Source organism: Frankia sp. R82 (assembly GCF_023716925.1).
Taxonomy (GTDB): domain Bacteria; phylum Actinomycetota; class Actinomycetes; order Frankiales; family Frankiaceae; genus Frankia.
Genome location: NZ_JAMQQG010000045.1, coordinates 1 through 19,763, shown reverse-complemented (window position 1 = coordinate 19,763; position 19,763 = coordinate 1). Strand labels below are relative to the sequence as shown.

The window sequence follows — 19,763 nt, the reverse complement described above, 5'->3', positions numbered from 1 at the left end:
GAGGGCCAACCGCGTACCAGCGGGGCACCCACGGCAAACCGTCACCGAAAGATCGAACGGACGGAAGTAGACGATGGCCCCACCGCCCTCGTTCCGGTCGACGTAGTCAACCCAGCCCAACAACGTGGCCATACCCACCCGAACGTCCGCAACATCAACCGTCGCCGGGGAGCCGTCCCGCGGAGCCTCCTCGACGGCAGGCATGGCCCCAACAACGCCAAGAGCACGACGGCCCACGTCGGTCAGCCGGTACGGCCGGATACGCACCAGCCCCCCGCGCAGATCACGGAACCCAGCAGGGCCCTCGACGATCAGGCCGTGCCGGATTAGACTCCCCATGGTTCGAGCATTGAGCTTGTACTCCGACGCGCCGCGCGCCCAGAAGTAGCCGTGACCGAAGCGGTCCGCCCGGTAAAAGACCGAGCCCGCGCGAACCAGGATCAGCGCGCGGCGCTGAAACTCCGACGGCCGTAGAGCCTTGCTGGTGTGTGCATCCATGGGACCGACGGGTCGTTGTCGGTGTAGATCACCCTCGCGTCCGGGGCGATCCCCTGCGCGATCTCGTGCAGGTTCGGGCTGGTCGGGATGCCTGTTCCGATGTCGAGGAACTGCCGGATGCCCTCGCCCGCAGCCAGCTGACGTACCACCCGGCCCATGAACGCCCGGTTCTCGCGGGCCAGCAGCCGCACGCTCGGCAGGGCACGCACGATCTGCTCACCGGCGGCGCGGTCGGCCGCGAAGTTGTCCTTGCCGCCGAGGAGCCAGTCATATATCCGGGCGGAGTGTGGCCGATCGGTCCGGAGCTCGACGGCGTCCCCGGACCCCTCGACTGCGCTCCGAAAGCTCCAGACGCCGCCGTCGTTCGCCGTCATGGGTCGATCAGCTCCTTCCCGGCGCAGCCTGGCCCGGAGGCGGGACCGGGGCCGCCACCGCACGGCCAGGACGCTCCGCGACATAAACGTACCGGGTTTGCCACTCTGCGTGATCCGATATCGCGGTTATGCATCGCCGCGCCGATGGTCGGGAACCGCCGGGCATCGGCGTGCGTCGATCACCGAACCCAGGCGGAGAATCCTTACCAGCGGCAATGCGATTGCCACACCACCGACAAGCCGTTGACATCTGCGCACGGTTCCCTCTTCCTTGACCCTCAAGGTGCTTGGGGGGCGTGCCTAGGGTTCCGCTGGTCTCGGTCGAGACCGGGCCTGGTCCAAGAGGTGCAAGCAATGCCGCCCGTCCTGCTGTGCGTGCCCTGACGTGCACGCCCTGCCGGCAGGAAGGAGCGGCACTGCTCCACGGCGGGAGAAAAGCCCGGGAGACCCACCGTTATCGTCGGTGGCCTTCTGGCCGCCGGCCTCATCCGAGGATTCGGACCGCCATGACGGACACGACCAGCACAGTCTCCGACCCGGTCGAGGCGGCCGATCTCGGCCAGCTCGGGTACCGGCAGGAACTCGAACGCAACATCGGGACGTACGAGTCCTTTGCCGCCGGCTTCTCCTTCGTCTCGATCCTGACAACCGTCTTCCAGCTGTTCGCGTTCGGTTTCAGCTTCGGCGGGCCGGGCTTTTTCTGGACCTGGCCCGCCGTTTTCGTCGGCCAGGTGCTGGTCGCGTTGATGTTCGCCGAGCTCGCCGCACGGTGGCCGATCTCCGGCGCGATCTACCAATGGTCCGCCCGCCTCGGCGGCCGAATGTGGGGGTGGACGGCCGGCTGGCTCATGCTCGTCGCCCAGGTGATCACCGTCGCCGCGGCCGCCATCGCACTGCAGGCCGTCCTGCCGTCACTGTGGTCCGGTTTTCAGTTCGCCGGCGACGACCCGTCACTGGCCTCGAAGTCCGGTTCGGTGAACGCCGTCGTCCTCGGCCTGATCCTGCTGACCGTGACCACGGTCATCAACGCGATCGGGGTCAAGGTCATGGCGATCATCAACAGTGTCGGTGTGACCTGCGAGATCGTTGGCGTGATACTGCTGGTCATCTGCCTGTTCTGGCGCAGTGAACGCGGCCCGGGCGTCGTGCTGCACACCCAGGGACTGGGCGGGAGCAGCGGGTACGTCTGGCCGCTGCTGATCTCCGGGCTGATGGCCGCCTATGTGCTGGTCGGCTTCGACAGCGCCGGCGAACTGTCCGAGGAGACCCGCGACGCCCGCGGCACCGCACCGCGCACGATCGTGACCGCGGTCGTGTTCTCCGGCCTGTTCGGCGCACTGCTGCTGCTCGCCGCGATGTGCGCCGCTCCCACGATCGCCCACGACAGCGAGATGTCCACCGTCGGGTTGCCCTACGTCGTCACCGAACGGCTCGGACCGGTGCTTGGCCGGTTCTTCATCGCCGATGTCGTTGTCGCGGCCTGCGTGTGCACGCTGGCCATCCAGACGGCCACCACGCGCATGGTGTTCTCGATGGCCCGCGACCGGGTGCTGCCGTTCTCGGTGAAGCTCGCCACCGTCTCCCCGCGCTTTCGCACCCCGATCAACGCTGCGGTCGTCGTCGGCGTGTTCGCCGTGGCCGTTCTGGTGCTCAACGTGTTCCAGCCGGCGATGTACACGGCGCTGGCCAGCGTCTGCATCATGCTGCTCTACATCGCCTATCTGATGGTGACCGTGCCGATGCTGGTGCGTCGTTTCCAGGGTTTCCCGAAGAAGGGCGCCCCGAACGTCACCACTGCCGCCGGAAAGCCGCTGTTCACCCTGGGCCGGTGGGGTCTGCCGATCAATATCGCCGCGGTGCTCTGGGGTGTGTTCATGACGGTCAACCTCGGTTGGCCACGCGCTGCCGTCTACAACCCGGTCGGCGCGCCGCACTGGTATCTGCGCTACTTCGCCCTGCTTGCGCTGGCGATCGCACTGGCGGCGGGGGCCGTCGCCTACTGGCGGCAGCGGTACGAGAACGACGCGGTCCTTGCCTCCCTTGAGCCCGAGGTCGAAGCTGAGCCTGCCTGACCCCGCGTCACCATCCGGGCGCTGTGCCGTGCGGCCCCGTTTGTCCAGAGCTCCGCATGGTCTGTGCGAACGCCGCGCTGTTTGCACCGTTCGAGCGGCCTGGCCTGGCCTGGCCCGGCCGGGTCTGCCGTCCAAGGGCCGTTCCGTCCGCGCGAAGGAGCATGTCAATGACTGAACCCGTTGAGCCAGCCGCCAGCCGGGACGAGACCAGCCGGGACGAGGCCAGGTGGGACGAGAGCAGGCGGGACGGAACCGGCCGGGGCAGGAACAGCCGGGAGGAGGCCAGCCGGGAGGGGTCCTGGGCGCAGCAGGCCGAGGCCCGGCTCGGGAGCCGGCGCTGGAAGGAGGAGGTCGACCGGGCCCTGACCCATGGCCTCACCGCCGCCGACTCGATCACCGACCGTGACATCTCGACCTTTGCCCGGGGGGAACTGCCGCACTTCGCCGGCGAGCGCGGCACCTTCCTCAAGTGCCCGTACGTGGAGGACGTCCACGACGTCGGCGACGCCGAGGTCGCCGTCTTCGGCGCGCCCCTGGACGCGGGGACGACCTACCGCCCCGGCACCCGCTTCGGACCGCAGGGCATCCGGCGCGCCACCAACCTGTTCGGCACCTACAGCTACGAGCTGGGCATCGACCTGCGCGAGCAGCTGAACATGGTGGACATCGGCGATGTGTTCACCATCCCCGGCAACCTGGAAAAGTCCTTCGACCAGATCAGCCGGGCGATCGGCCACGTCGCCTCCTGCGGGGTGTTCCCCGTGGTGCTCGGCGGCGACCACTCCATCGGCTACCCGACCGTGCGGGGTCTCGCACCCCACGTCGAGGGCAACATCGGCATCATCCACTTCGACCGTCACGTCGACACCCAGGAACTCGACCTCGACGAGCGGATGCACACCACTCCCTGGTTCCACGCCACGAACATCCCGAACGCGCCGCCGACCAACCTGGTGCAGATCGGCATCGGCGGCTGGCAGGCACCGCGCGCCGGAGTGAAGGTCGGCCGGGCCCGCGGCACCACGGTCATGACGGTCGGTGACGTCGAGCGGGTCGGCATCGACAAGATCGCCGAGGTTGCGTTGGAACTGGCCTGGCAGGGTGCCAAAGCGGTCTACCTGTCGTTCGACATTGACGTCATCGACTCCGGTTTCGTCCCCGGCACCGGCTGGCCCGAGCCCGGCGGCCTGCTGCCCCGCGAGGCCCTCGGCCTGGTCCGCCGGATCGCCGAAGGCGGCCTGTCCGGCATGGAGGTCGTCGAGTGCTCGCCCCCCTACGACTGGGCCGAGCAGACGTCCCTGCTGTCCGCCCGCGTCATCCTCGACACCCTCGCCAGCCTGGTCCGCGTCGGCAGACTCGGCCGCAAACCCGCCACCCGCCGCACCGACGCCTGGGGCCCCTACCCCGACGACACACCCAGCTCGGATGGGGCTTCGGGATCTTCGGAGCCGTCGGTCTGAGGAGGCCGGGGGCATCCCGGCCGTGTGAGGGCTCTGACCGCCGGGGCGGGCTCACTTCCCGCGAGAGGAGCAGGAGAGGCTGGCTTCGGCGGTTCTCGGACGTGGAATACGATCGTGATCGTCGTCAGGTCATCCCAGAATGATCTCCAATTGCAACGCTCTGACCTGCGATGATGCATTACCGCCGGACCGCTGCAAGATCGCACCCTGAAACCTCCAAAACGACCGCTCTGACCTGCACCTTTACACTCGGGTCGCTGATCATCCCTGGAGGGATCGCAACTAGGTGCCGACGCGGTCGGGCGTGCTGTGGACGTTGGTCGCTGATCATCCCTGGAGGGATCGCAACGGGGTGGGCATGCGGACGTCGAGGTGGTGGCGGAGGGTCGCTGATCATCCCTGGAGGGATCGCAACGCCAGACGAAGCCGCCTGCTGCGAAGCTGCGTCGTCGCTGATCATCCCTGGAGGGATCGCAACACGGCGGGCAGGCTGGTGGTGATCGGTTGGCCGCGTCGCTGATCATCCCTGGAGGGATCGCAACTGATGGCGACCGTGACGGCCGCGGGGATGTGCGCGTGTCGCTGATCATCCCTGGAGGGATCGCAACGCTGCGTAGTACCACCGCTGGCGGTACGTCGCCGGGGTCGCTGATCATCCCTGGAGGGATCGCAACTTCCTTGGCTACGTCAGGCCGCGAGAGCGGCAGCGTTCCGGTCGCTGATCATCCCTGGAGGGATCGCAACAGGAACGCCGCTGCCAGGATGTTCGCTGTGACTGGTCGCTGATCATCCCTGGAGGGATCGCAACATCACGATGCCTGTTGGTGTCGTGTCGGTGCTTGTGTCGCTGATCATCCCTGGAGGGATCGCAACGGGGGCCACCCATAGCCGGCCCGCACGCTCCTGCGGTCGCTGATCATCCCTGGAGGGATCGCAACGTGAGGATCGCCGCGTTGGCCTGGGCGGTGGCCACGGTCGCTGATCATCCCTGGAGGGATCGCAACCTGGCCCCCAGCCCGCCGGTGTGGGTGCGCGGCGAGGTCGCTGATCATCCCTGGAGGGATCGCAACCGGCGCCCGCCGAAGGCCGCGATAGGGAAGCCGTTCCCCGTCGCTGATCATCCCTGGAGGGATCGCAACGTGAGCCGCTTCCCACACCAGCAGCAGCGGATGGCCAGTCGCTGATCATCCCTGGAGGGATCGCAACGGGTGGCTCTCGTAGACGTATTGGGCACAAGTCCAGCAGGTCGCTGATCATCCCTGGAGGGATCGCAACACGCTCGCTACCCCAGCGCCGCCGCCACCACCAGGTCGCTGATCATCCCTGGAGGGATCGCAACGCGCCCTGGTGGTCGTCATGACGGCCTGACCCTCCGTCGCTGATCATCCCTGGAGGGATCGCAACATCTGGTTCGTCGCGCCTGAGGCGCGCCATCCGGAGGTCGCTGATCATCCCTGGAGGGATCGCAACAGGTGGAGCTCGGTCCGAGGGGGCTTGACCGAGTCGAGTCGCTGATCATCCCCGGAGGGATCGCAACGCCACGAGGCCAGCCACGACTACCGCCCTATGCTGACCGTCGCTGATCATCCCTGGAGGGATCGCAACCTGCATAGCCGGGCCAACAGCGACTGTGCGTCGGAGTCGCTGATCATCCCTGGAGGGATCGCAACAACTACCAGGACTACCTGCGCACCAAAGCCAGCCCTGTCGCTGATCATCCCTGGAGGGATCGCAACTAGGCGGTCGTGTAGGCGACCAGCCTGCGGAGTTCGCGTCGCTGATCATCCCTGGAGGGATCGCAACATCAGGGCGGCAGAGACGTCCGCGTACGCCCACCTGTCGCTGATCATCCCTGTCGCTGATCATCCCTGGAGGGATCGCAACATCGGCTGGTGGGGGGTGTCGCGCAGACGCTTGATGTCGCTGATCATCCCTGGAGGGATCGCAACCGCTACCGAGTGCGCCCGAGCCGCCAGTGACGATCGTGTCGCTGATCATCCCTGGAGGGATCGCAACGGGCAGGTCGCCGGCCACTTCCGGCGGGGCATGCGACGTCGCTGATCATCCCTGGAGGGATCGCAACCGGGTCTCCGACCCGCGCCCCGGTCTGGCGCTGGGGTCGCTGATCATCCCTGGAGGGATCGCAACTGATGCCGGGCCGTTTCGACCCGAAGACCTTCCTCGCGTCGCTGATCATTCCTGGAGGGATCGCAACTTGCGCCGGTCGCAATCAACGGACTGGCGCCCGTCGCTGATCATCCCTGGAGGGATCGCAACTGGTCCCACCGCCGGAGATCGCCCGCCGCCTGCACCTGTCGCTGATCATCCCTGGAGGGATCGCAACGGCGCCGGACGGCTCGTGAGAACGCCGCTACTACTGGTCGCTGATCATCCCTGGAGGGGTCGGGTCGGGTAGTTCCCTGTCCGTTGGCCAGGGGCCACTATCTACTCGGGCGAGCTGCGTTCGCGGATGTGGTCAACGATGGTGAGGGCGGCGGAGGTGAGGGCGTGGCGGATCGTGTTGTCGTGGGCCATCCCGTCGGCACCGATGACGTCGCGGGGTACGGGAACATTGATGCAGGCGGACTCGATCAGGTCGACAGTGACATAGCGCAGCACGGTGGCCAGTTCGGCGAGCGCGCCGGCACCGCGGCCTGGCGCAGCGATATTGATCCAGGCCGCGGACTTACCGTAAAGATCGCCGGTGCCGACGGTCCAGTCGAGCAAGTTTTTCAAGCTGCCAGGTAGAGCGCCAGCATATTCCGGCGTGCAGAAGACCACTGCATCAGCTCCGGAAATCGCTGCCCGCAGGCCGGCGACAGCGGGATGCGGAGAGTCGTCATCCGCGTCCGGCGTGAACGCCGGCAGCGCCGTCAGCCCGTCGTAGAGCTCGGTCGCGACACCAGGTGGGGATACGGCAGCGAGCGTGCGCAGCGCTGCCGTGTTCGTGGACGCGCCACGGGTACTTCCAGAGATCAGCAGCAGCTGGATCGGGGCCATGATCCCATCTTGCCTTCCGTACGGGCACAGCCTTGCCCCGCCCGTCGTTCCGCATGGGCCATCGAACGGCGGACACCTGCGGGCATCGGCGCCGGATGTCGTGGGGGCCGGGAAGCTAAAGTCCTGCAGTCGTGGACCTCGAGACCGTACCGGCGACCGTGTCCCGGAACCTCGCACACGACCACCTGCTCAGCCGGGTGCTTGCTGCCTACGACCTGGGACCGTCCCCGCGCGCGAAGCTGCTGCACGTCTCGGAGAACGTCACCTACGAAATTACAGAGGGTGATATTGAGGGTGCGGTCGCCCCGGCTCTCGCAGTGGTTGGCGCCGCACTCGGGCCGGAACGTCGCCGCTGGGCGTTGCGGCTACTCCGGCCCGGCTATCAAAGTTCGGCCGAGGTTCACAGCGAACTGGCCTGGATTGCCGCGTTGCGTAGAGACGGGATCGTGCGTACTCCGCCAGTCATCCTGACCCGTTCCGGTGCGAGTATGGTCACTGTTCGTTCACAAAAGGTGTCCGAGGGAGGCGGGGGGTCGGTCGACGCCGATCAGCATGCGGTGCTGTTCGCGTGGGTGGCGGGGCGCTCCCCGGAGACGCTGGAGACCGCCATGTTGCCGGGCGTGTTCGCTCAGATCGGGGAGATCGCCGCCCGATTGCACCGGCATGCTCGGGGCTGGGTCCGTCCGTCGGCGTTCCATCGGTTTGCCTGGAACTGGGACACCACTCTTGGCGCCGCCACCCGGTGGGGCGGCTGGTCTGCGGGCCTGACCGGTGCGCTGGCCAGCGCGTCCGGGCCAGATTCCGGCGCGGCGCATACCGCTGCCTCCGACCCGGATGCTCTGGCAGCGCATGCTCTGGTGGGACGTGCGGTAAAAGTGATACGGAGCCGACTCGAGGCCTACGGTATGGGTTCCGGTCGGTACGGGTTGATCCATGCCGACATGCGCCTTGCGAATCTGCTTTTCCCAGAAGCCAAGATTCGAAACGAACGCGCGGTTGGACCCAGGAAGATCGGCGCAGAGTGGGGGTATCAGGCTGCGTGCGACGACGAGGTGTGTGTCATCGACTTTGATGACTGTGGGTTCGGGTGGTATCTGTGGGATCTGGCGGCGTCGCTGTCGTTCATCGAGCATCTGGATGTGGCCGGGGATCTGGTGGATGCCTGGCTGACGGCGTACCAGCGGCGGCTGCCACTGACGGCCGAGGATGTCGCGATGATCCCGACGTTCGTGCTGATGCGCCGGCTGTTGCTGGTGGCCTGGCTGGGCACCCATCCGCATTCCGACGCGGTGGCGAGCCGCGCCGACTACGCCCGGGACACCTGCACCCTCGCCGAGGCCTACCTGAGTGGACGCCTCCTCGCCGGCTGACGTCACCCAGCGGGGTCGGTGGCAGGGACGCGCGGGTCAGCGCAGGTTGAGGGGGTCGGCGGCGATCTGGGTGGCCTGGGTGGTGGTCAGGCGGCCGGTGGCGACCAGACGGTCCAGGACGTGGCGTTGGCGGGTGCGGGCGGCGGTGAGGTGCTCGTACGGGTCATAGGCGGACGGCGCCTGGACGAGGCCGGCGAGCAGGCTTGCCTGGGCCCAGGTCAGCGTGTCCGGAGTGCGGTCGAAGTAGCCTGCGGCGGCGGTGACGATCCCGTAGTAGCCGTGGCCGAAATAGACGGTGTCGAGATACATGCGCAGGATCTCGTCCTTGGAGTAATGCGCGTCGAGTTTCACCGCGAGGGCGATCTGCTCGATCTGGTCGACGGTGTTGCGCCGTCCACCGGTGTAAAGGAGCTTCACGAGTTGCTGGTCGAGGCTCGCGCCGCCGCGATCACGTCCGCCGGGCAGCGGCTCGGACAGGCCGCGTATCGCGCCTCGTGGGTCGATGCCCTGGTGGGAGTAGAAGCGGCTGTCCTCGGTTGCGATCAGGGCGGCAACGACCCGGCTGGGTAGTGCTCCGCTCAGGGCCGTCGCCCGGTGCTCCGCGGCCTGCGCGGCGACCCGGTTCTGCGCGTCCGCCACTGACGGTGTGACACCGAGCAGCACCCCGAACCCGAGCAGCGCGGTCAGAACGCAGGCCAGGGCCGCCACCAGCAGTCGGCGCACGACCCGTACCCACCGCCGTCCGGCACGCCGGGCCAGGGAGCGGACGGGCTCGGTCGCCGGGTCCGCCGGTTGCGCCCGATCGGCCGGACCTTGTCCTGGCTCCGCTGGATTCGTCGGGTCACGGAGGTCGAGATCGGTCGGGTTCGGCCTGGTGATGGACGTGAGCTGGCCATGGACCCAGTCGCCTGCGCCCACCCCGGCGTTGCCGGTGGTGCTGCCGGGGGGACCCGAGGGACGCCGGGTGCCCTGGGGCAGGGTGTCGTGCGTCAAGCTGTGCCTCCTGCGGTGCTGCGTCATGCGGGGGTGTCGTCCGGAGGTTGGTCTTCAGTGTGTCCAGCCGGCATGTGAACACGCTGTGGACGGGGTGGTCACCAGCCGAGCGCAGTCGTACCGGAATGCCGAAAAGCCTGGATTTCCGGCATTTCGTGCCGCTGTCGAACGGCTGCGAGATTACCTTCGGTGGTATCAGGGTATCCAGTTGTGGCGTGTTCGGAAAATCGCCCCGCCGGCATTGTTCGGAGGCGGGAAGGTTCCCGGTCAGGCCTCCTCGAAGGGATGGCGATGAGCGTTCCCAAGGGATTCAAATATCTGTTCCTGGTGGTCATCCTCGCCTCTGCCGGATTTCTCGCCGCAGCACCGGCCGGTGCTGCGGCACCATCCCCGAAGCCCACCCCGGCGCCGCAGGAGCTGCCGTCCGGCAGTGCACCGACCGAGCCGGCTGACAAGGCGCAGGCCACGAAGCCGCCCGCCGAGAAGGCGGCGGTGACCAGGCCGCCGGTCCAGAAGCCACCGGTGGTTACCCCGAATCCGGCGGAGCGGCATCGGGGCCGGCACTGGATCTGCCGGCCGGGCTACTGGGAGCCCGGTTACTGGATCCCCGGCTTCGTCTGGCACGGGCGCGCGTTCCCGCGGGAATGGCACGACCGGACCTGGCATCCGGCCCAGTGCTACTGGGTCTTCTGGTGATATGACCGGGAGCTGAACACCGGCGGCCGGGGCTTTCGAGTTCGGCCGCCGGTTGCCGGCGGCCGGACATCGGCTGCCGCTGGCTGGGGTATGGGCTGTTCCGGACGGGGGTTATTCGGTGGTGACGGTGCGGCCGCAGCGGGGAGTGGTGTTCACCGGGGTGAAGGTCGCGCCGTCCTTGTTGACCCGCAGATAGTCGTAGCAGGCGGTGGCGGCGGCCAGGCCCTTGCTGGGGTTGATCGGGGTGAGCAGCAGGCCGCCGGCGTCGTAGCGGTCGAGGTGGTGCAGAGCGGCGAGCAGCGCGGCGCGGGTCGGGCAGCGGCCGGCGGCGCTGACTCCGGCGAGCATCAGGTCGGCGCTGATCCAGCCGATCAGGGCGTTGCCCTCGGTCAGGGTCGCCGCCTGCGGTGCGTAGGTGGCCAGGGCGGTGCGCACGCGCCGGTGGGCGGGGGTCGCCAGTTCGAACGGGGCGTAGTCGACGAAGGAGTAGACGTTGGCGGCCTTGGCGCCGGCCGCGGCGAGTTCGCCCTGGCTGTAGGTGGTCTGGTCGCCGAGGATGGCGGTGAGACCGAGGCTGGCGTTACGGGCCGCGGTGACGATCGCGTAGAACGTCGGCGCGGGCACGAAGGCGAGGACGCTGTCGGCGTCGGCCGCCCGAATCTGCTCGATGAACTGGTCTGCGTCGAGGGACCCGGGCGGGACGAGCAGGGCGGCGGCGACCCGCATGCCGGCGGCGCGGGCGCTGGCCTGTGCGGCGCCGGCCATGGCCTGGGTGCCGTCGGACAGCTGCACCGCCACGGTCGCGACGCGGCGCGCCCCGCGGCTGTAGAGAAAATCGCCCCAGCCGCTGGACGCCGGCGTCAGACCCATCGGCCGGGAGTAGCTGAACACGTTCGGCCTGCTCGCCGCGCCGGGATCGCTGACCTGACCGTCGACGACCGGCACGCCGGCGGCGGCCAGGGCCGGTGCGCCGCCGGCGGACGCCGAGCTGAACTGCACGATGCCCAGCGCGTCACCGGGACCGGTCAGAGTGCGCCCGGCGACGGCGTTGCGGGTGGGCACACCATGGTCATCCTCGAGCTGGTAGGTCAGCCGGCGGCCGTTGATGCCGCCGCGGGCGTTCTGCTCGCCGAGGCGGGCGTCGACCCCGGCGCGGAACAGCGCGCTCGGGTCGCCGCCGAGTGCCCCTGGACCGTTCGACGGCGGGCCGGAGTAGACCATGCCGAGGCGGATCGTGTCGCGGTCGACGCCGGGCGTCGTCGGGCACGGATTCGGCCCGCCGTGGGCCACCTGATCGAGCAGGCTGGACCCGGCCGTCGTGGTGTCCCCACCGCCGGACCGGGGTGTGCCGTCGGTGTTGTGCGTGCCGCAACCGGTCGCAGCGAGCAGCACGCAGGTGAACAGGGCCGTGGCCGCGGCGCGTGAACGCCGGTGTCGTCTCATTTTCTCACCCGTCCGTGTGCCGGTCATGCGCCCGTTGTTCGGGCCTGCCGTCGTTCACCGTGGACGGACGTCCTCGCCGAATCCGGGAAGCCGAATTCGGGAAAGTGGCCCGAAGGTGGGGTCGGGTCACGGAGGCCGCCTCGTCACACGGCCGATCGAGAGGCAGCACACGGTAACCGGTGGCTTTTTCGGACGATCGTCAGCCGGCATTCCCGGAAAAGGGGGCTACGCATTTCGGGGAGAGTGCGCGACGGTGCCGAGGGTCCCGGGAGGGGGGCGGGGTGGAACGTCCCCGACGCTTCTCCTGTCGTGTGAGACGTTTCACGGAAAGACAGCTCCGCCGGGTCTTGTCGAAACGAGCATCCGGGTGGCTCCCCTGCCTTGGCGGCACCTGTGGGGGAAAATTATGCCGAGCCGGCATGTCGAGATGCCGGATCCGGCTGCCCTGCGGGTCGGCCCATGCGGATCAACCAGGGGTCCGGCGACGGATGACGGGAACTCCGGTGCAGGTCGGCGGCCCGTCGTCCACAGAGCCGCGGAACGGGGCAAACCCTCTGCATATCGAGAGACGCGGGAAACAGCAAAAAGACCACCACCGTCGGTGGCGGCGCCGGTGGTGCCTACGCGCCGGTGAAGCGGGGCTCCCGGCGCTCGGCCTGCGCCCGGGTTCCCTCGGTGAAATCTGCGGTGTCCCGCAGCGCCGCCTGCTCGGCGGATTCACGCGCGGTGACAGCCTCGATCGCCGGCAGCAGGTCGGCCCACATGGTCGCCCGGATGCTGCGTACCGCCAGGGGTGCGGACGCGGCGATGCCGGTGGCGAACTCCACCGCGGCGTCGCGCAGGTCGGCGGTCGCGACGAGCCGGTCGGCGAGGCCGATCTCGAAAGCCTCCGTGCCGTCCACCCGCCGTCCGGTGTAAAGCAGGTCGAGGGCCTTCTGCCGGCCGACCACCGCCGGTAGCGTCACCGAAATGCCGAAGCCCTGATGCAGGCCGAGGCGGGCGAAGTTCGCCACGAATCGGCTCTCGGGCGTCGCGACCCGGAAATCCGCCGACAGGGCGAGCCCCAGGCCCCCACCGATCGCCGTGCCCTGCACCGCGGCCACCACCGGCAACGGCGCGGCGAACAGTCGCAGCGCCATGCGGTAGAGCGCGGGCGCTCCCTCGTCGGCGGTCAGCGGCGCGGACGAACTGGCACCGGTGAAGTCGGCGCCGGCGCAGAAATGCCGGCCCTCGGCGGCCAGCACGATTGCGCGGACGTCACCGTCGGCGGCGAGTCGCTCATAGGTCTCGGCGAGCGCGCTCACCAGTGGAACGTCGAAGTAGTTGTACGGCGGCCGGCGGAGCTCGACGACCGCGACGTGGCCGGGTCGGGTCTCCACGGCGATGTCCGTGACCGCGCTCATGCGCTCCTCCGAGATCGTGACGGTGCGACCGTCCGACGTTGCTGGTCGCCCGGTGCTTATACCGCAGCCGACGCTTTGCTGTCCGGCTACCTGACCGGTTCGCCCCGACTGCTCGGCACTGGCGTGCGACCATGAATCAGCGTGATAATCGCCCGGGTAGACGTTCGGTGCCGGTGTTCGGCACTGGTGTTCGGAGTTTGCGTGGAGGTGCGGGAGGTAGGGGGTCGGGGATGCCGGAAACATCGGCGTCGCCAGCGCTTTACGGGCCTTTCGGGGTCTGTCAAGGGGGCCTTCTTCCTGCCCGTCCGAGTCGTGTGGCCGGCATTTCGGGGTCGGTCAGGTCATTCGGGTTAATGTGCGGTTCCGCGATCTTCCAAGGAGATGATCATGGATGTTTCGGCGGCATCGGCGGCGTCGGCATCGGCGGCGTCGGTGACTGCACGGCCGCTGGAGGCGACGTCGCAGCTACTGGCCTTATCGCGACCGTCCGCCGGATCCGCGAGGGCTGCCGGGTTCGCGGGAGTCGCGGCCTCGGTCCGGCCCGCGGTGCCGGTGCCAGCGCCGATGGCCGGCTCGGTGCGGCACCGGCAGCTGTGGGAGTTCGGTGACGACGCGGCACTTGCACCGGTCTTCGCGGGTCTGGCGGGGGACCTTGTCCGGGCGGCCGGTGTCACGCCGATGCATCGGGTGCTCGATGTCGGTGCGGGCAGCGGCAACGCCGCGATCGCGGCGGCGCAGGCCGGTGCCGACGTGGTGGCCTCCGATCTGGTTCCGGCGCTGCTCGAGCGGGGCCGCTTGGCCGCCGACGCCCGCGGGATCACCCTGGAATGGCTGCCGGCCGATGCCCAGCGGCTGCCGTTCGATGCCGACACGTTCGATGTCGTGCTGTCCTGTGTCGGCGTGATGTTCGCGCCCGACCCGGTTGCCGCTGCCCGCGAGCTGGTGCGGGTGTGCCGTCCAGGGGGCACCCTCGCGATCGCCAGCTGGACCGCGGACGGGGCGATGGGGCGGCTGTTCGCCCTGTTGGACCGGCACGCCCCCATCCACGAAGGCGTCCCGCCGACCGGGCCGGCCGCATCGGTCTCGTCGGTCGCATCGGCCGCGTCGGCCGCGTCGGCCGTCTGGGGTGATCCGGCCCGGGTGCGCGCGCTGTTCGCGGACAGCGGTGTCCGCCGCCTGAGCACCCACCATCGCACCGCCCGACTGGATTTCGGTGGGTCACCGGCGCAGTGGTGCGCGTTGTACCGGGAGAGTTTCGCCCCCGTGGTCGAGGCATATGAGCGGATCGGACCGGTTCCGAAACGCGTCGCTGCCCTCGACGCCGCTTTGTTGCGATTCGCCACCGATGAGTATCTCGGCCCACTCGGCGGCCCCGGGCGCTACGAGTTCGAGTATCTCCTGCTGCTCGCCGAGCCCCGGTGACGGCTCACCCGAGGGGTAGACGGCTCAGCCGACGGGTAACTGTGAGGCCCTACGGTATGGACGGCCACCACACGGCCTGCGGTGCGGTGGTCTGAGCGGTCGCCGAGGTACCCAGGACGATCCCGGCGGGGGTGATCGCCTGCGCATGGCTGAAGACGCCGCCGGCCGAGGGGAGCCGGCGCAGCCGGCCGGACCGCCAGCGAAAGGCCTGGATCTCCTGGCCGTTCTGGCGGTCCGTGGCGGAGATGTCGCCGCAGACGACCCCGTGATCGTTGAGGCCGCTCACCTCCACGCTGGACGCCGCGTCCGCCGCCCCGGTGGCGTCGTCGCGGCCGTCCTCGATCGGGGTCTGCCGGCCGGACCGCCACAGGAACGCGCCGGACGTCGCCCCGGACGCGCTCACGAGCACCTGACCGGTGCTGTTGATCGTCACCGCGGCGGAGCTGTGCAGGCCCGGCAGGGTGCCCAGGTCGACTGCCCGCCCCCGGCGCCACAGCACCGCGCGCCGCGCGCCGTCGGGGGTGTCGCTGGCGCCGACGATGTCCCCGGCCTCATTGATGGCGACCGCCACGCTGGTGGGACCACCAAGCGTGCCGAGGTCGCGGATCCGCCCGTCGGTCCAGACCACGGCGTGCGACTGGCCGTCGCCGGTGTCGGCGCTGCCGACGATCTGCCCGACCGCGTTGACCGCGGTCGCCGAGCTCGCCGGCCCGCCGAGCGTGCCGAGGTCCACCGCCCGGGTGCCACGCCAGCGCACGGCCCGGATCGTGCGGTCGTCGGTGGTGCTCCAGCCGACGATGACCCCGTCGGGGTTCACCGCCAGCGCGCTGCTGCGGCGACCGCCCTGCTCGTCCGTCCCGCCGAGCAGGTCCAGTGCCTGGTAATGGCCGGCGGACCAGCGGAACGCCCGGCGGTCGTAGTGGCTGACCGCGTCCCCGATGACGACACCGGCGGCGTTGACGGCCACCGGCTGCTGGCTGCCTTCCAGGAAGGTCACCTGGCCGCGCCGCCACACCCCGCCGACGGAGCTGTACGGGCTGTCGCCCCAGACCCCGAGGTACAGGCCGGCCGCGTTGCCGGCGACCAGCGTCCCGTACAGATCCGAGCGCGGGCCGGGCACGGCCACCGGCGCGGCCGGGTCGGTGGGCGGAGCGGGTGCGGCGAACGCCGCGGTGCGGCCGAGGCCGCCCAGCGTCCACGGAGTGCTCATGCTGGTGATCGCGGCGAGGCGGAGGATGGATCGTCTGGTGTCCGGCACGCGTGTCGCCTTCTCTCGGACCCCGATGCCTGGATGGACCCCGATGCCCGGCCGGACCCCGCCGCCTGGACGAGCCCCGCCGCCTGGACGAGCCCCGCCGCCTGGACGAGCCTCCCCGTCCGGCCGGAGGTCTCCCGTGGCAGGGATCTCCTGCGGGTGGACCCTGTCTCGTGGGTGATGTCCGCTTTCCGGGCCGGCCGGTTCTCGGGCCGGCGGGTTTCTCGGGTTGGCCGGTTCTCGGTCGGCCTTGGTCCATGGGCCGCGAACCCGGGTTACTCACCCGGGCTAGTTACGTTAAGAATTCTCATGGTGACGTTCGGTTGTCGGGGTGTCAATGAGCGACATGCTTCGGCGCGTCACATCCCGAGCGCCGATGGTGAGGCTGCGCCCGGTGGGCGGTACGGGTGAACCGGGTCGGGCGATGATGCGTGATGGTGGGCATGCACGGGCGGCGAGGGCGCAACGGCGGGCCGAAGGTCGAGGACCCGGCCGCCGAGTTCGTGCGCGCCGTGTACGCCGAACACGGCTCCGCGCTGCTCGCCTTCGTCACCCGGATGACCGGTGACCGGGCGAAGGCCGAGGACGTCCTGCAGGAGACGCTGCTGCGGGCCTGGCGGCACGCCGGCCGGCTCGACACCGACGAACGGCCGCTGCGGCCGTGGCTGTTCACCGTCGCACACCGCATCGTTGTCGACGAGCACCGGGCGCGCCGGGCCCGGCCGGCCGAGGTCGGGTCGGAGAACCTCGAGTTTCTGCCGGCCGGCAACGAGCTGGACCGGGCGATGGAGAGCTGGCAGGTGGTGGAGGCTTTCCGGGCGCTCAGCGCCGAGCATCGGGCCGCGCTCGTCGAGACGTACTACCTGGGTCGGTCCGTCGCCGAGGCGGCGGCGAACCTGGGAATCCCGGTCGGCACCGTCAAATCCCGGGTGTACTACGGGTTGCGCGCGTTGCGCCTGGCTCTGGAGGAACGGGGGTGGGCGACATGACCAGTGACTGCATGGCCCCCCGCATCGCGCTGGGTGCCTATGTACTGGGTGCGCTCGAACCGGCGGACCGGGCCGCGGTGGCGAACCATCTGGCCGGCTGCGCGGACTGTCGGGCGGAGCTGGCCAGCCTTGCCGGTCTGCCCGGGCTGCTCGGCCGGCTGCAGCTGGCCGACGTCCTCGAACCCGGCGAGCTCGAACCCGACGAGCTCGCCGACGCCGACCTCGACATCGCCGCCGTCATCGATGCGGCCCGCGTGGATCCCGCGGCTCGCCCGTACCCGGCCGCACCCCTCGACGCGGTCGCCCCCGGAGGCCTGGCCGCGGTCGCACCCGGCCGTTCCCCCCTGGTCGCGCGTGCGGGTGCCGAGGCCGAGATGACCCGGCGGATCCTGACCTCGCTGCGGCGGTCCCGGCGTCGGGCGCGTCGACGGGCCGTGGTCGCGTCGGTGGGGCTGCTCGTCGTGGTCGTGCTCGCCACCATCGGCATCACGATCGCGGTCCGACCGGCCGAACGCGTGGAGCTGGCCCGTCCGGCGGGTCAGATGTACACCGGGGCCAGCACCACCAGCCCGGTCGAGGCGTGGGTGTGGGTCGCGGCCAACCCGGCCGGCAGCGCCTTCACCGTGCGGCTGGCGAACGTGCGCCCGGGCAGCCACTGCACCCTGGTCGCCCAGGCCGTCGACGGGCACGAGGAGACCGCCGCGACCTGGGCGGCCAGCTACGACGGCGACGTGCAGGTGCAGGGCACCGCCGGCATCGCCCCGGCGAGCCTGGCCCGCCTGATGATCATCGATGCGGACGGCGGGCGAGTCGTCGTCCGGCCGTCCGGGCGAGCCTGACGACGATCCTTCCGACCGGAACCCGCCGCCCCGGGCTGGTCCTCAGTTGTCAGTTGTCCTCAGGCGTGGCGGGGGCCGTTCAGCCAGGGCATCAGCGCGCCGATCGCAAAACAGACGGCCGACGTGACGATCGTGAGCACGACGTCGACCAGCGTGGTGGGCGACAGCAGCTGCGTCGCGGAGAGGGCGAAAACCCCGAACAGACCCACCGCGCAGCCGGCGGGAACGAACCGCAGGCCGCGCAGCCACCAGGTCGCGGGTGCGGCATGGCGGCCCAGCGGGAGCAGCGCCACCGCCCACAACAGACCCATCAGCACCAGCAGCCCGACCCCGAACAGCCCGTAGATCGAGAACAGCGAACCGTGGACGTTCGCCGTCCCGGACTGGCGGGCGACGGTCTGCAGATCGGCGTCGCGCAGCGCCACCTCGACCGGAACGAGGCCGGTAGCTCGCCCATCGAGATCGCGAATGTCCAGGTCAACAGTCCAGCTAGCCGTGCCGAGGGCCGGGACGGTGGTGTGCAGCCGAGTGTCGTAATCGAAGAAAGTGAGGCCGAGCACAGTGCCGGAAAGGCGAACCGAGTCGATCGGGACGTCCACCCGGCTCAGGTTGCGCACGCCGACAACGACCCGGGCGACCGTGCCGGCGTTCAGGACGAGGTCGCCGCGGCCGAGCGCGTGACCGTCCACCGTCACCGCAAGCTCAACGCGGCCACTCGACTGCGCATGGGCTGCCGTCGGCGACAACAACGCGAGCCAACCAAGGCAGACTGTCAGGCATACGACAATCAGAAAGTTTTTCTGAACCGCCGTTGACGTTGCCACGCATTCCACGAGTTCCCCCGACTCTTCCCCGGCCGGGTTCCCCTGACCCGTGTGGTCCATGTTGCCCCAGATGGGGATCTCCGGCCAGTCTGCTGATATTCTATCGACCGTCGTATGGGTGGGGCTTCCACCGCTTACGTCAGGCGTGCACCACGCGTTTTCAACGGTCCGTGCCGACGACGATCCATCCCGACGAGGATCCGTGTCGACGGGCCGTTATCGCCGTGCTGCCGTTCGCACCCGGGGGGGCGACCTGTGTCTGGCCATCGAGCGGCCAAACGATCGATGTTTCGGGTGTCACGGTCCGGCATGCGCCAGGGCGATCGGTCATCGCGTGGTTCCGTTGCTGTCGTCTTCCTGAGCGTGCTGCTGTTGTGTATCGGCGCCGGCGTTGCCGCGAGTCTGGGTACTCCAGCGGGCGCAGGCACCCCGATCAGCGCCGCCGCGACCGGCGACGCGACCGGTTCGACCGGTTCGACCGGCTCCACCGGCTCCACCGGCTCCACGGGTGCCACGGCTGCCAGCGAAGCGGCGCAGCCGCCCGGCGCTGGCGGCGGTCCGGTGAACGGTGGCTCACCCACCACGGGCGGCGGGTCGAGCTCGACCACGAATCCCCCCGGCGGGGGCGGGAGCAGCGGGGGCGGCACCACGCACACCTCGGCCACCCCGTCAGGGGGCGGCTCCACCACGAGCACCGGCCCGACGACGTCCAATCCCACGCCCGGCACCGGTACTCCGGGCACGTCCACTCCCACCCCCACCTCTACCCCCACCCCCACGCCCACTTCCACCTCCACCACGGGCACGGGCACCCCGAGCGCCGGGCCGACCTCGCCCGGCGTGAGCTGCACCCCGGCCGCGGGAGCGACCAGCGGCTGCCCGACCGTCCCGGGGGACTGCTCCAGCGGCACCGCCTCGAGCGCGGCCGGCTCGACCTGCCCATCCACCGGCCCGACGGTCTGCCCACCGCGGGCCAGCCTGCCGAGGGTGCCGGTGATCACCACTGGCGGTGTCGCCGTCGGTGGCAGCGTGGCCGGTCGGGGTGCCGACGGCTGCGCGCCGTCGCCCCCGCCCTGCCCGTCCCCCCGGGCGGTCCCGGGCGGCGCGGTCGCCGCGCCGCCGAAC

The 19,763-nt window shown here is 69.8% G+C and carries 13 protein-coding genes, 2 pseudogenes and 1 CRISPR repeat array; of the genes and pseudogenes, 8 read left to right on the top strand and 7 right to left on the bottom strand.

What is annotated here, in order from left to right; all coding sequences use genetic code 11:
• Window positions 1-500: 500 nt before the first annotated feature.
• Window positions 501-872, bottom strand: a pseudogene (locus ND747_RS11575) (SAM-dependent methyltransferase); the annotation flags it as partial.
• Between the two features lie 506 nt (window positions 873-1,378).
• On the opposite strand from ND747_RS11575, the gene ND747_RS11570 reads away from it, so the two are divergent.
• Window positions 1,379-2,944 (top strand): amino acid permease, encoded by a 1,566-nt coding sequence (locus ND747_RS11570; protein WP_251733519.1) that lies wholly within the window; start codon window positions 1,379-1,381, stop codon window positions 2,942-2,944.
• Window positions 2,945-3,111: 167 nt separating this feature from the next.
• Window positions 3,112-4,404 carry an agmatinase family protein gene (locus ND747_RS11565; protein ID WP_251733518.1) on the top strand — a complete coding sequence of 431 codons (1,293 nt, stop codon included), beginning with the start codon at window positions 3,112-3,114 and terminating at the stop codon, window positions 4,402-4,404.
• Between the two features lie 253 nt (window positions 4,405-4,657).
• Window positions 4,658-6,748: a CRISPR direct-repeat array (repeat unit 30 nt; unit sequence GTCGCTGATCATCCCTGGAGGGATCGCAAC).
• 101 nt (window positions 6,749-6,849) lie between these two features.
• On the opposite strand, the gene ND747_RS11560 is transcribed toward ND747_RS11565, so the two are convergent.
• Window positions 6,850-7,404, bottom strand: coding sequence for an NADPH-dependent FMN reductase (locus ND747_RS11560; protein ID WP_251733517.1), 555 nt, complete (start codon window positions 7,402-7,404; stop codon window positions 6,850-6,852).
• A gap of 131 nt (window positions 7,405-7,535) precedes the next feature.
• Between ND747_RS11560 and ND747_RS11555 the strand changes: the two genes are divergently transcribed.
• Window positions 7,536-8,774 carry a phosphotransferase gene (locus ND747_RS11555; RefSeq protein ID WP_251733516.1) on the top strand — a complete coding sequence of 413 codons (1,239 nt, stop codon included), beginning with the start codon at window positions 7,536-7,538 and terminating at the stop codon, window positions 8,772-8,774.
• Between the two features lie 36 nt (window positions 8,775-8,810).
• Here ND747_RS11555 and ND747_RS11550 read toward each other — a convergent pair whose 3' ends face one another.
• Window positions 8,811-9,767 carry a biosynthetic peptidoglycan transglycosylase gene (locus ND747_RS11550; protein WP_251733515.1) on the bottom strand — a complete coding sequence of 319 codons (957 nt, stop codon included), beginning with the start codon at window positions 9,765-9,767 and terminating at the stop codon, window positions 8,811-8,813.
• A 291-nt stretch (window positions 9,768-10,058) separates the two neighbouring features.
• On the opposite strand from ND747_RS11550, the gene ND747_RS11545 reads away from it, so the two are divergent.
• Window positions 10,059-10,463 (top strand): hypothetical protein, encoded by a 405-nt coding sequence (locus ND747_RS11545; protein WP_251733514.1) that lies wholly within the window; start codon window positions 10,059-10,061, stop codon window positions 10,461-10,463.
• A gap of 111 nt (window positions 10,464-10,574) precedes the next feature.
• On the opposite strand, the gene ND747_RS11540 is transcribed toward ND747_RS11545, so the two are convergent.
• On the bottom strand, window positions 10,575-11,906 hold the full coding sequence (locus tag ND747_RS11540) for an ABC transporter substrate-binding protein (protein ID WP_251733513.1): 1,332 nt from the start codon (window positions 11,904-11,906) through the stop codon (window positions 10,575-10,577).
• A 620-nt stretch (window positions 11,907-12,526) separates the two neighbouring features.
• On the bottom strand, window positions 12,527-13,309 hold the full coding sequence (locus ND747_RS11535) for an enoyl-CoA hydratase/isomerase family protein (protein ID WP_251733512.1): 783 nt from the start codon (window positions 13,307-13,309) through the stop codon (window positions 12,527-12,529).
• Between the two features lie 387 nt (window positions 13,310-13,696).
• Between ND747_RS11535 and ND747_RS11530 the strand changes: the two genes are divergently transcribed.
• Window positions 13,697-14,731: a class I SAM-dependent methyltransferase gene (locus ND747_RS11530; protein WP_251733511.1), complete on the top strand. Its 1,035-nt coding sequence runs from the start codon at window positions 13,697-13,699 to the stop codon at window positions 14,729-14,731.
• A 49-nt stretch (window positions 14,732-14,780) separates the two neighbouring features.
• Here the strand turns inward: ND747_RS11530 and ND747_RS11525 are convergent, their stop codons facing one another.
• Window positions 14,781-15,941 carry an HAF repeat-containing protein gene (locus tag ND747_RS11525; protein WP_251733510.1) on the bottom strand — a complete coding sequence of 387 codons (1,161 nt, stop codon included), beginning with the start codon at window positions 15,939-15,941 and terminating at the stop codon, window positions 14,781-14,783.
• 488 nt (window positions 15,942-16,429) lie between these two features.
• Between ND747_RS11525 and ND747_RS11520 the strand changes: the two genes are divergently transcribed.
• Window positions 16,430-16,975, top strand: a complete 546-nt coding sequence (locus tag ND747_RS11520; RefSeq protein ID WP_251733509.1) for a sigma-70 family RNA polymerase sigma factor — start codon at window positions 16,430-16,432, stop codon at window positions 16,973-16,975.
• Window positions 16,972-17,814 (top strand): anti-sigma factor, encoded by an 843-nt coding sequence (locus ND747_RS11515; protein ID WP_251733508.1) that lies wholly within the window; start codon window positions 16,972-16,974, stop codon window positions 17,812-17,814. Before ND747_RS11520 ends, ND747_RS11515 begins: the two co-directional genes overlap by 4 nt.
• A gap of 59 nt (window positions 17,815-17,873) precedes the next feature.
• On the opposite strand, the gene ND747_RS11510 is transcribed toward ND747_RS11515, so the two are convergent.
• A complete protein-coding gene (locus tag ND747_RS11510; RefSeq protein ID WP_251733507.1) occupies window positions 17,874-18,509 on the bottom strand; it encodes a hypothetical protein in 636 nt (211 codons plus the stop codon).
• A 438-nt stretch (window positions 18,510-18,947) separates the two neighbouring features.
• On the opposite strand from ND747_RS11510, the pseudogene ND747_RS11505 reads away from it, so the two are divergent.
• Window positions 18,948-19,763 (top strand): annotated as a pseudogene (locus ND747_RS11505) (hypothetical protein); the annotation flags it as partial.

Excerpts from the sequence above, each read along its gene's own strand:
- ND747_RS11570 (WP_251733519.1), top strand. The coding sequence starts at position 1,379 with ATGACGGACACGACCAGCACAGTCTCCGACCCGGTCGAGGCGGCCGAT.
- ND747_RS11565 (WP_251733518.1), top strand. The coding sequence starts at position 3,112 with ATGACTGAACCCGTTGAGCCAGCCGCCAGCCGGGACGAGACCAGCCGG.
- ND747_RS11560 (WP_251733517.1), bottom strand. The coding sequence starts at position 7,404 with ATGGCCCCGATCCAGCTGCTGCTGATCTCTGGAAGTACCCGTGGCGCG.
- ND747_RS11545 (WP_251733514.1), top strand. The coding sequence starts at position 10,059 with ATGAGCGTTCCCAAGGGATTCAAATATCTGTTCCTGGTGGTCATCCTC.
- ND747_RS11540 (WP_251733513.1), bottom strand. The coding sequence starts at position 11,906 with ATGAGACGACACCGGCGTTCACGCGCCGCGGCCACGGCCCTGTTCACC.
- ND747_RS11535 (WP_251733512.1), bottom strand. The coding sequence starts at position 13,309 with ATGAGCGCGGTCACGGACATCGCCGTGGAGACCCGACCCGGCCACGTC.
- ND747_RS11530 (WP_251733511.1), top strand. The coding sequence starts at position 13,697 with ATGGATGTTTCGGCGGCATCGGCGGCGTCGGCATCGGCGGCGTCGGTG.
- ND747_RS11525 (WP_251733510.1), bottom strand. The coding sequence starts at position 15,941 with ATGAGCACTCCGTGGACGCTGGGCGGCCTCGGCCGCACCGCGGCGTTC.
- ND747_RS11520 (WP_251733509.1), top strand. The coding sequence starts at position 16,430 with ATGCACGGGCGGCGAGGGCGCAACGGCGGGCCGAAGGTCGAGGACCCG.
- ND747_RS11515 (WP_251733508.1), top strand. The coding sequence starts at position 16,972 with ATGACCAGTGACTGCATGGCCCCCCGCATCGCGCTGGGTGCCTATGTA.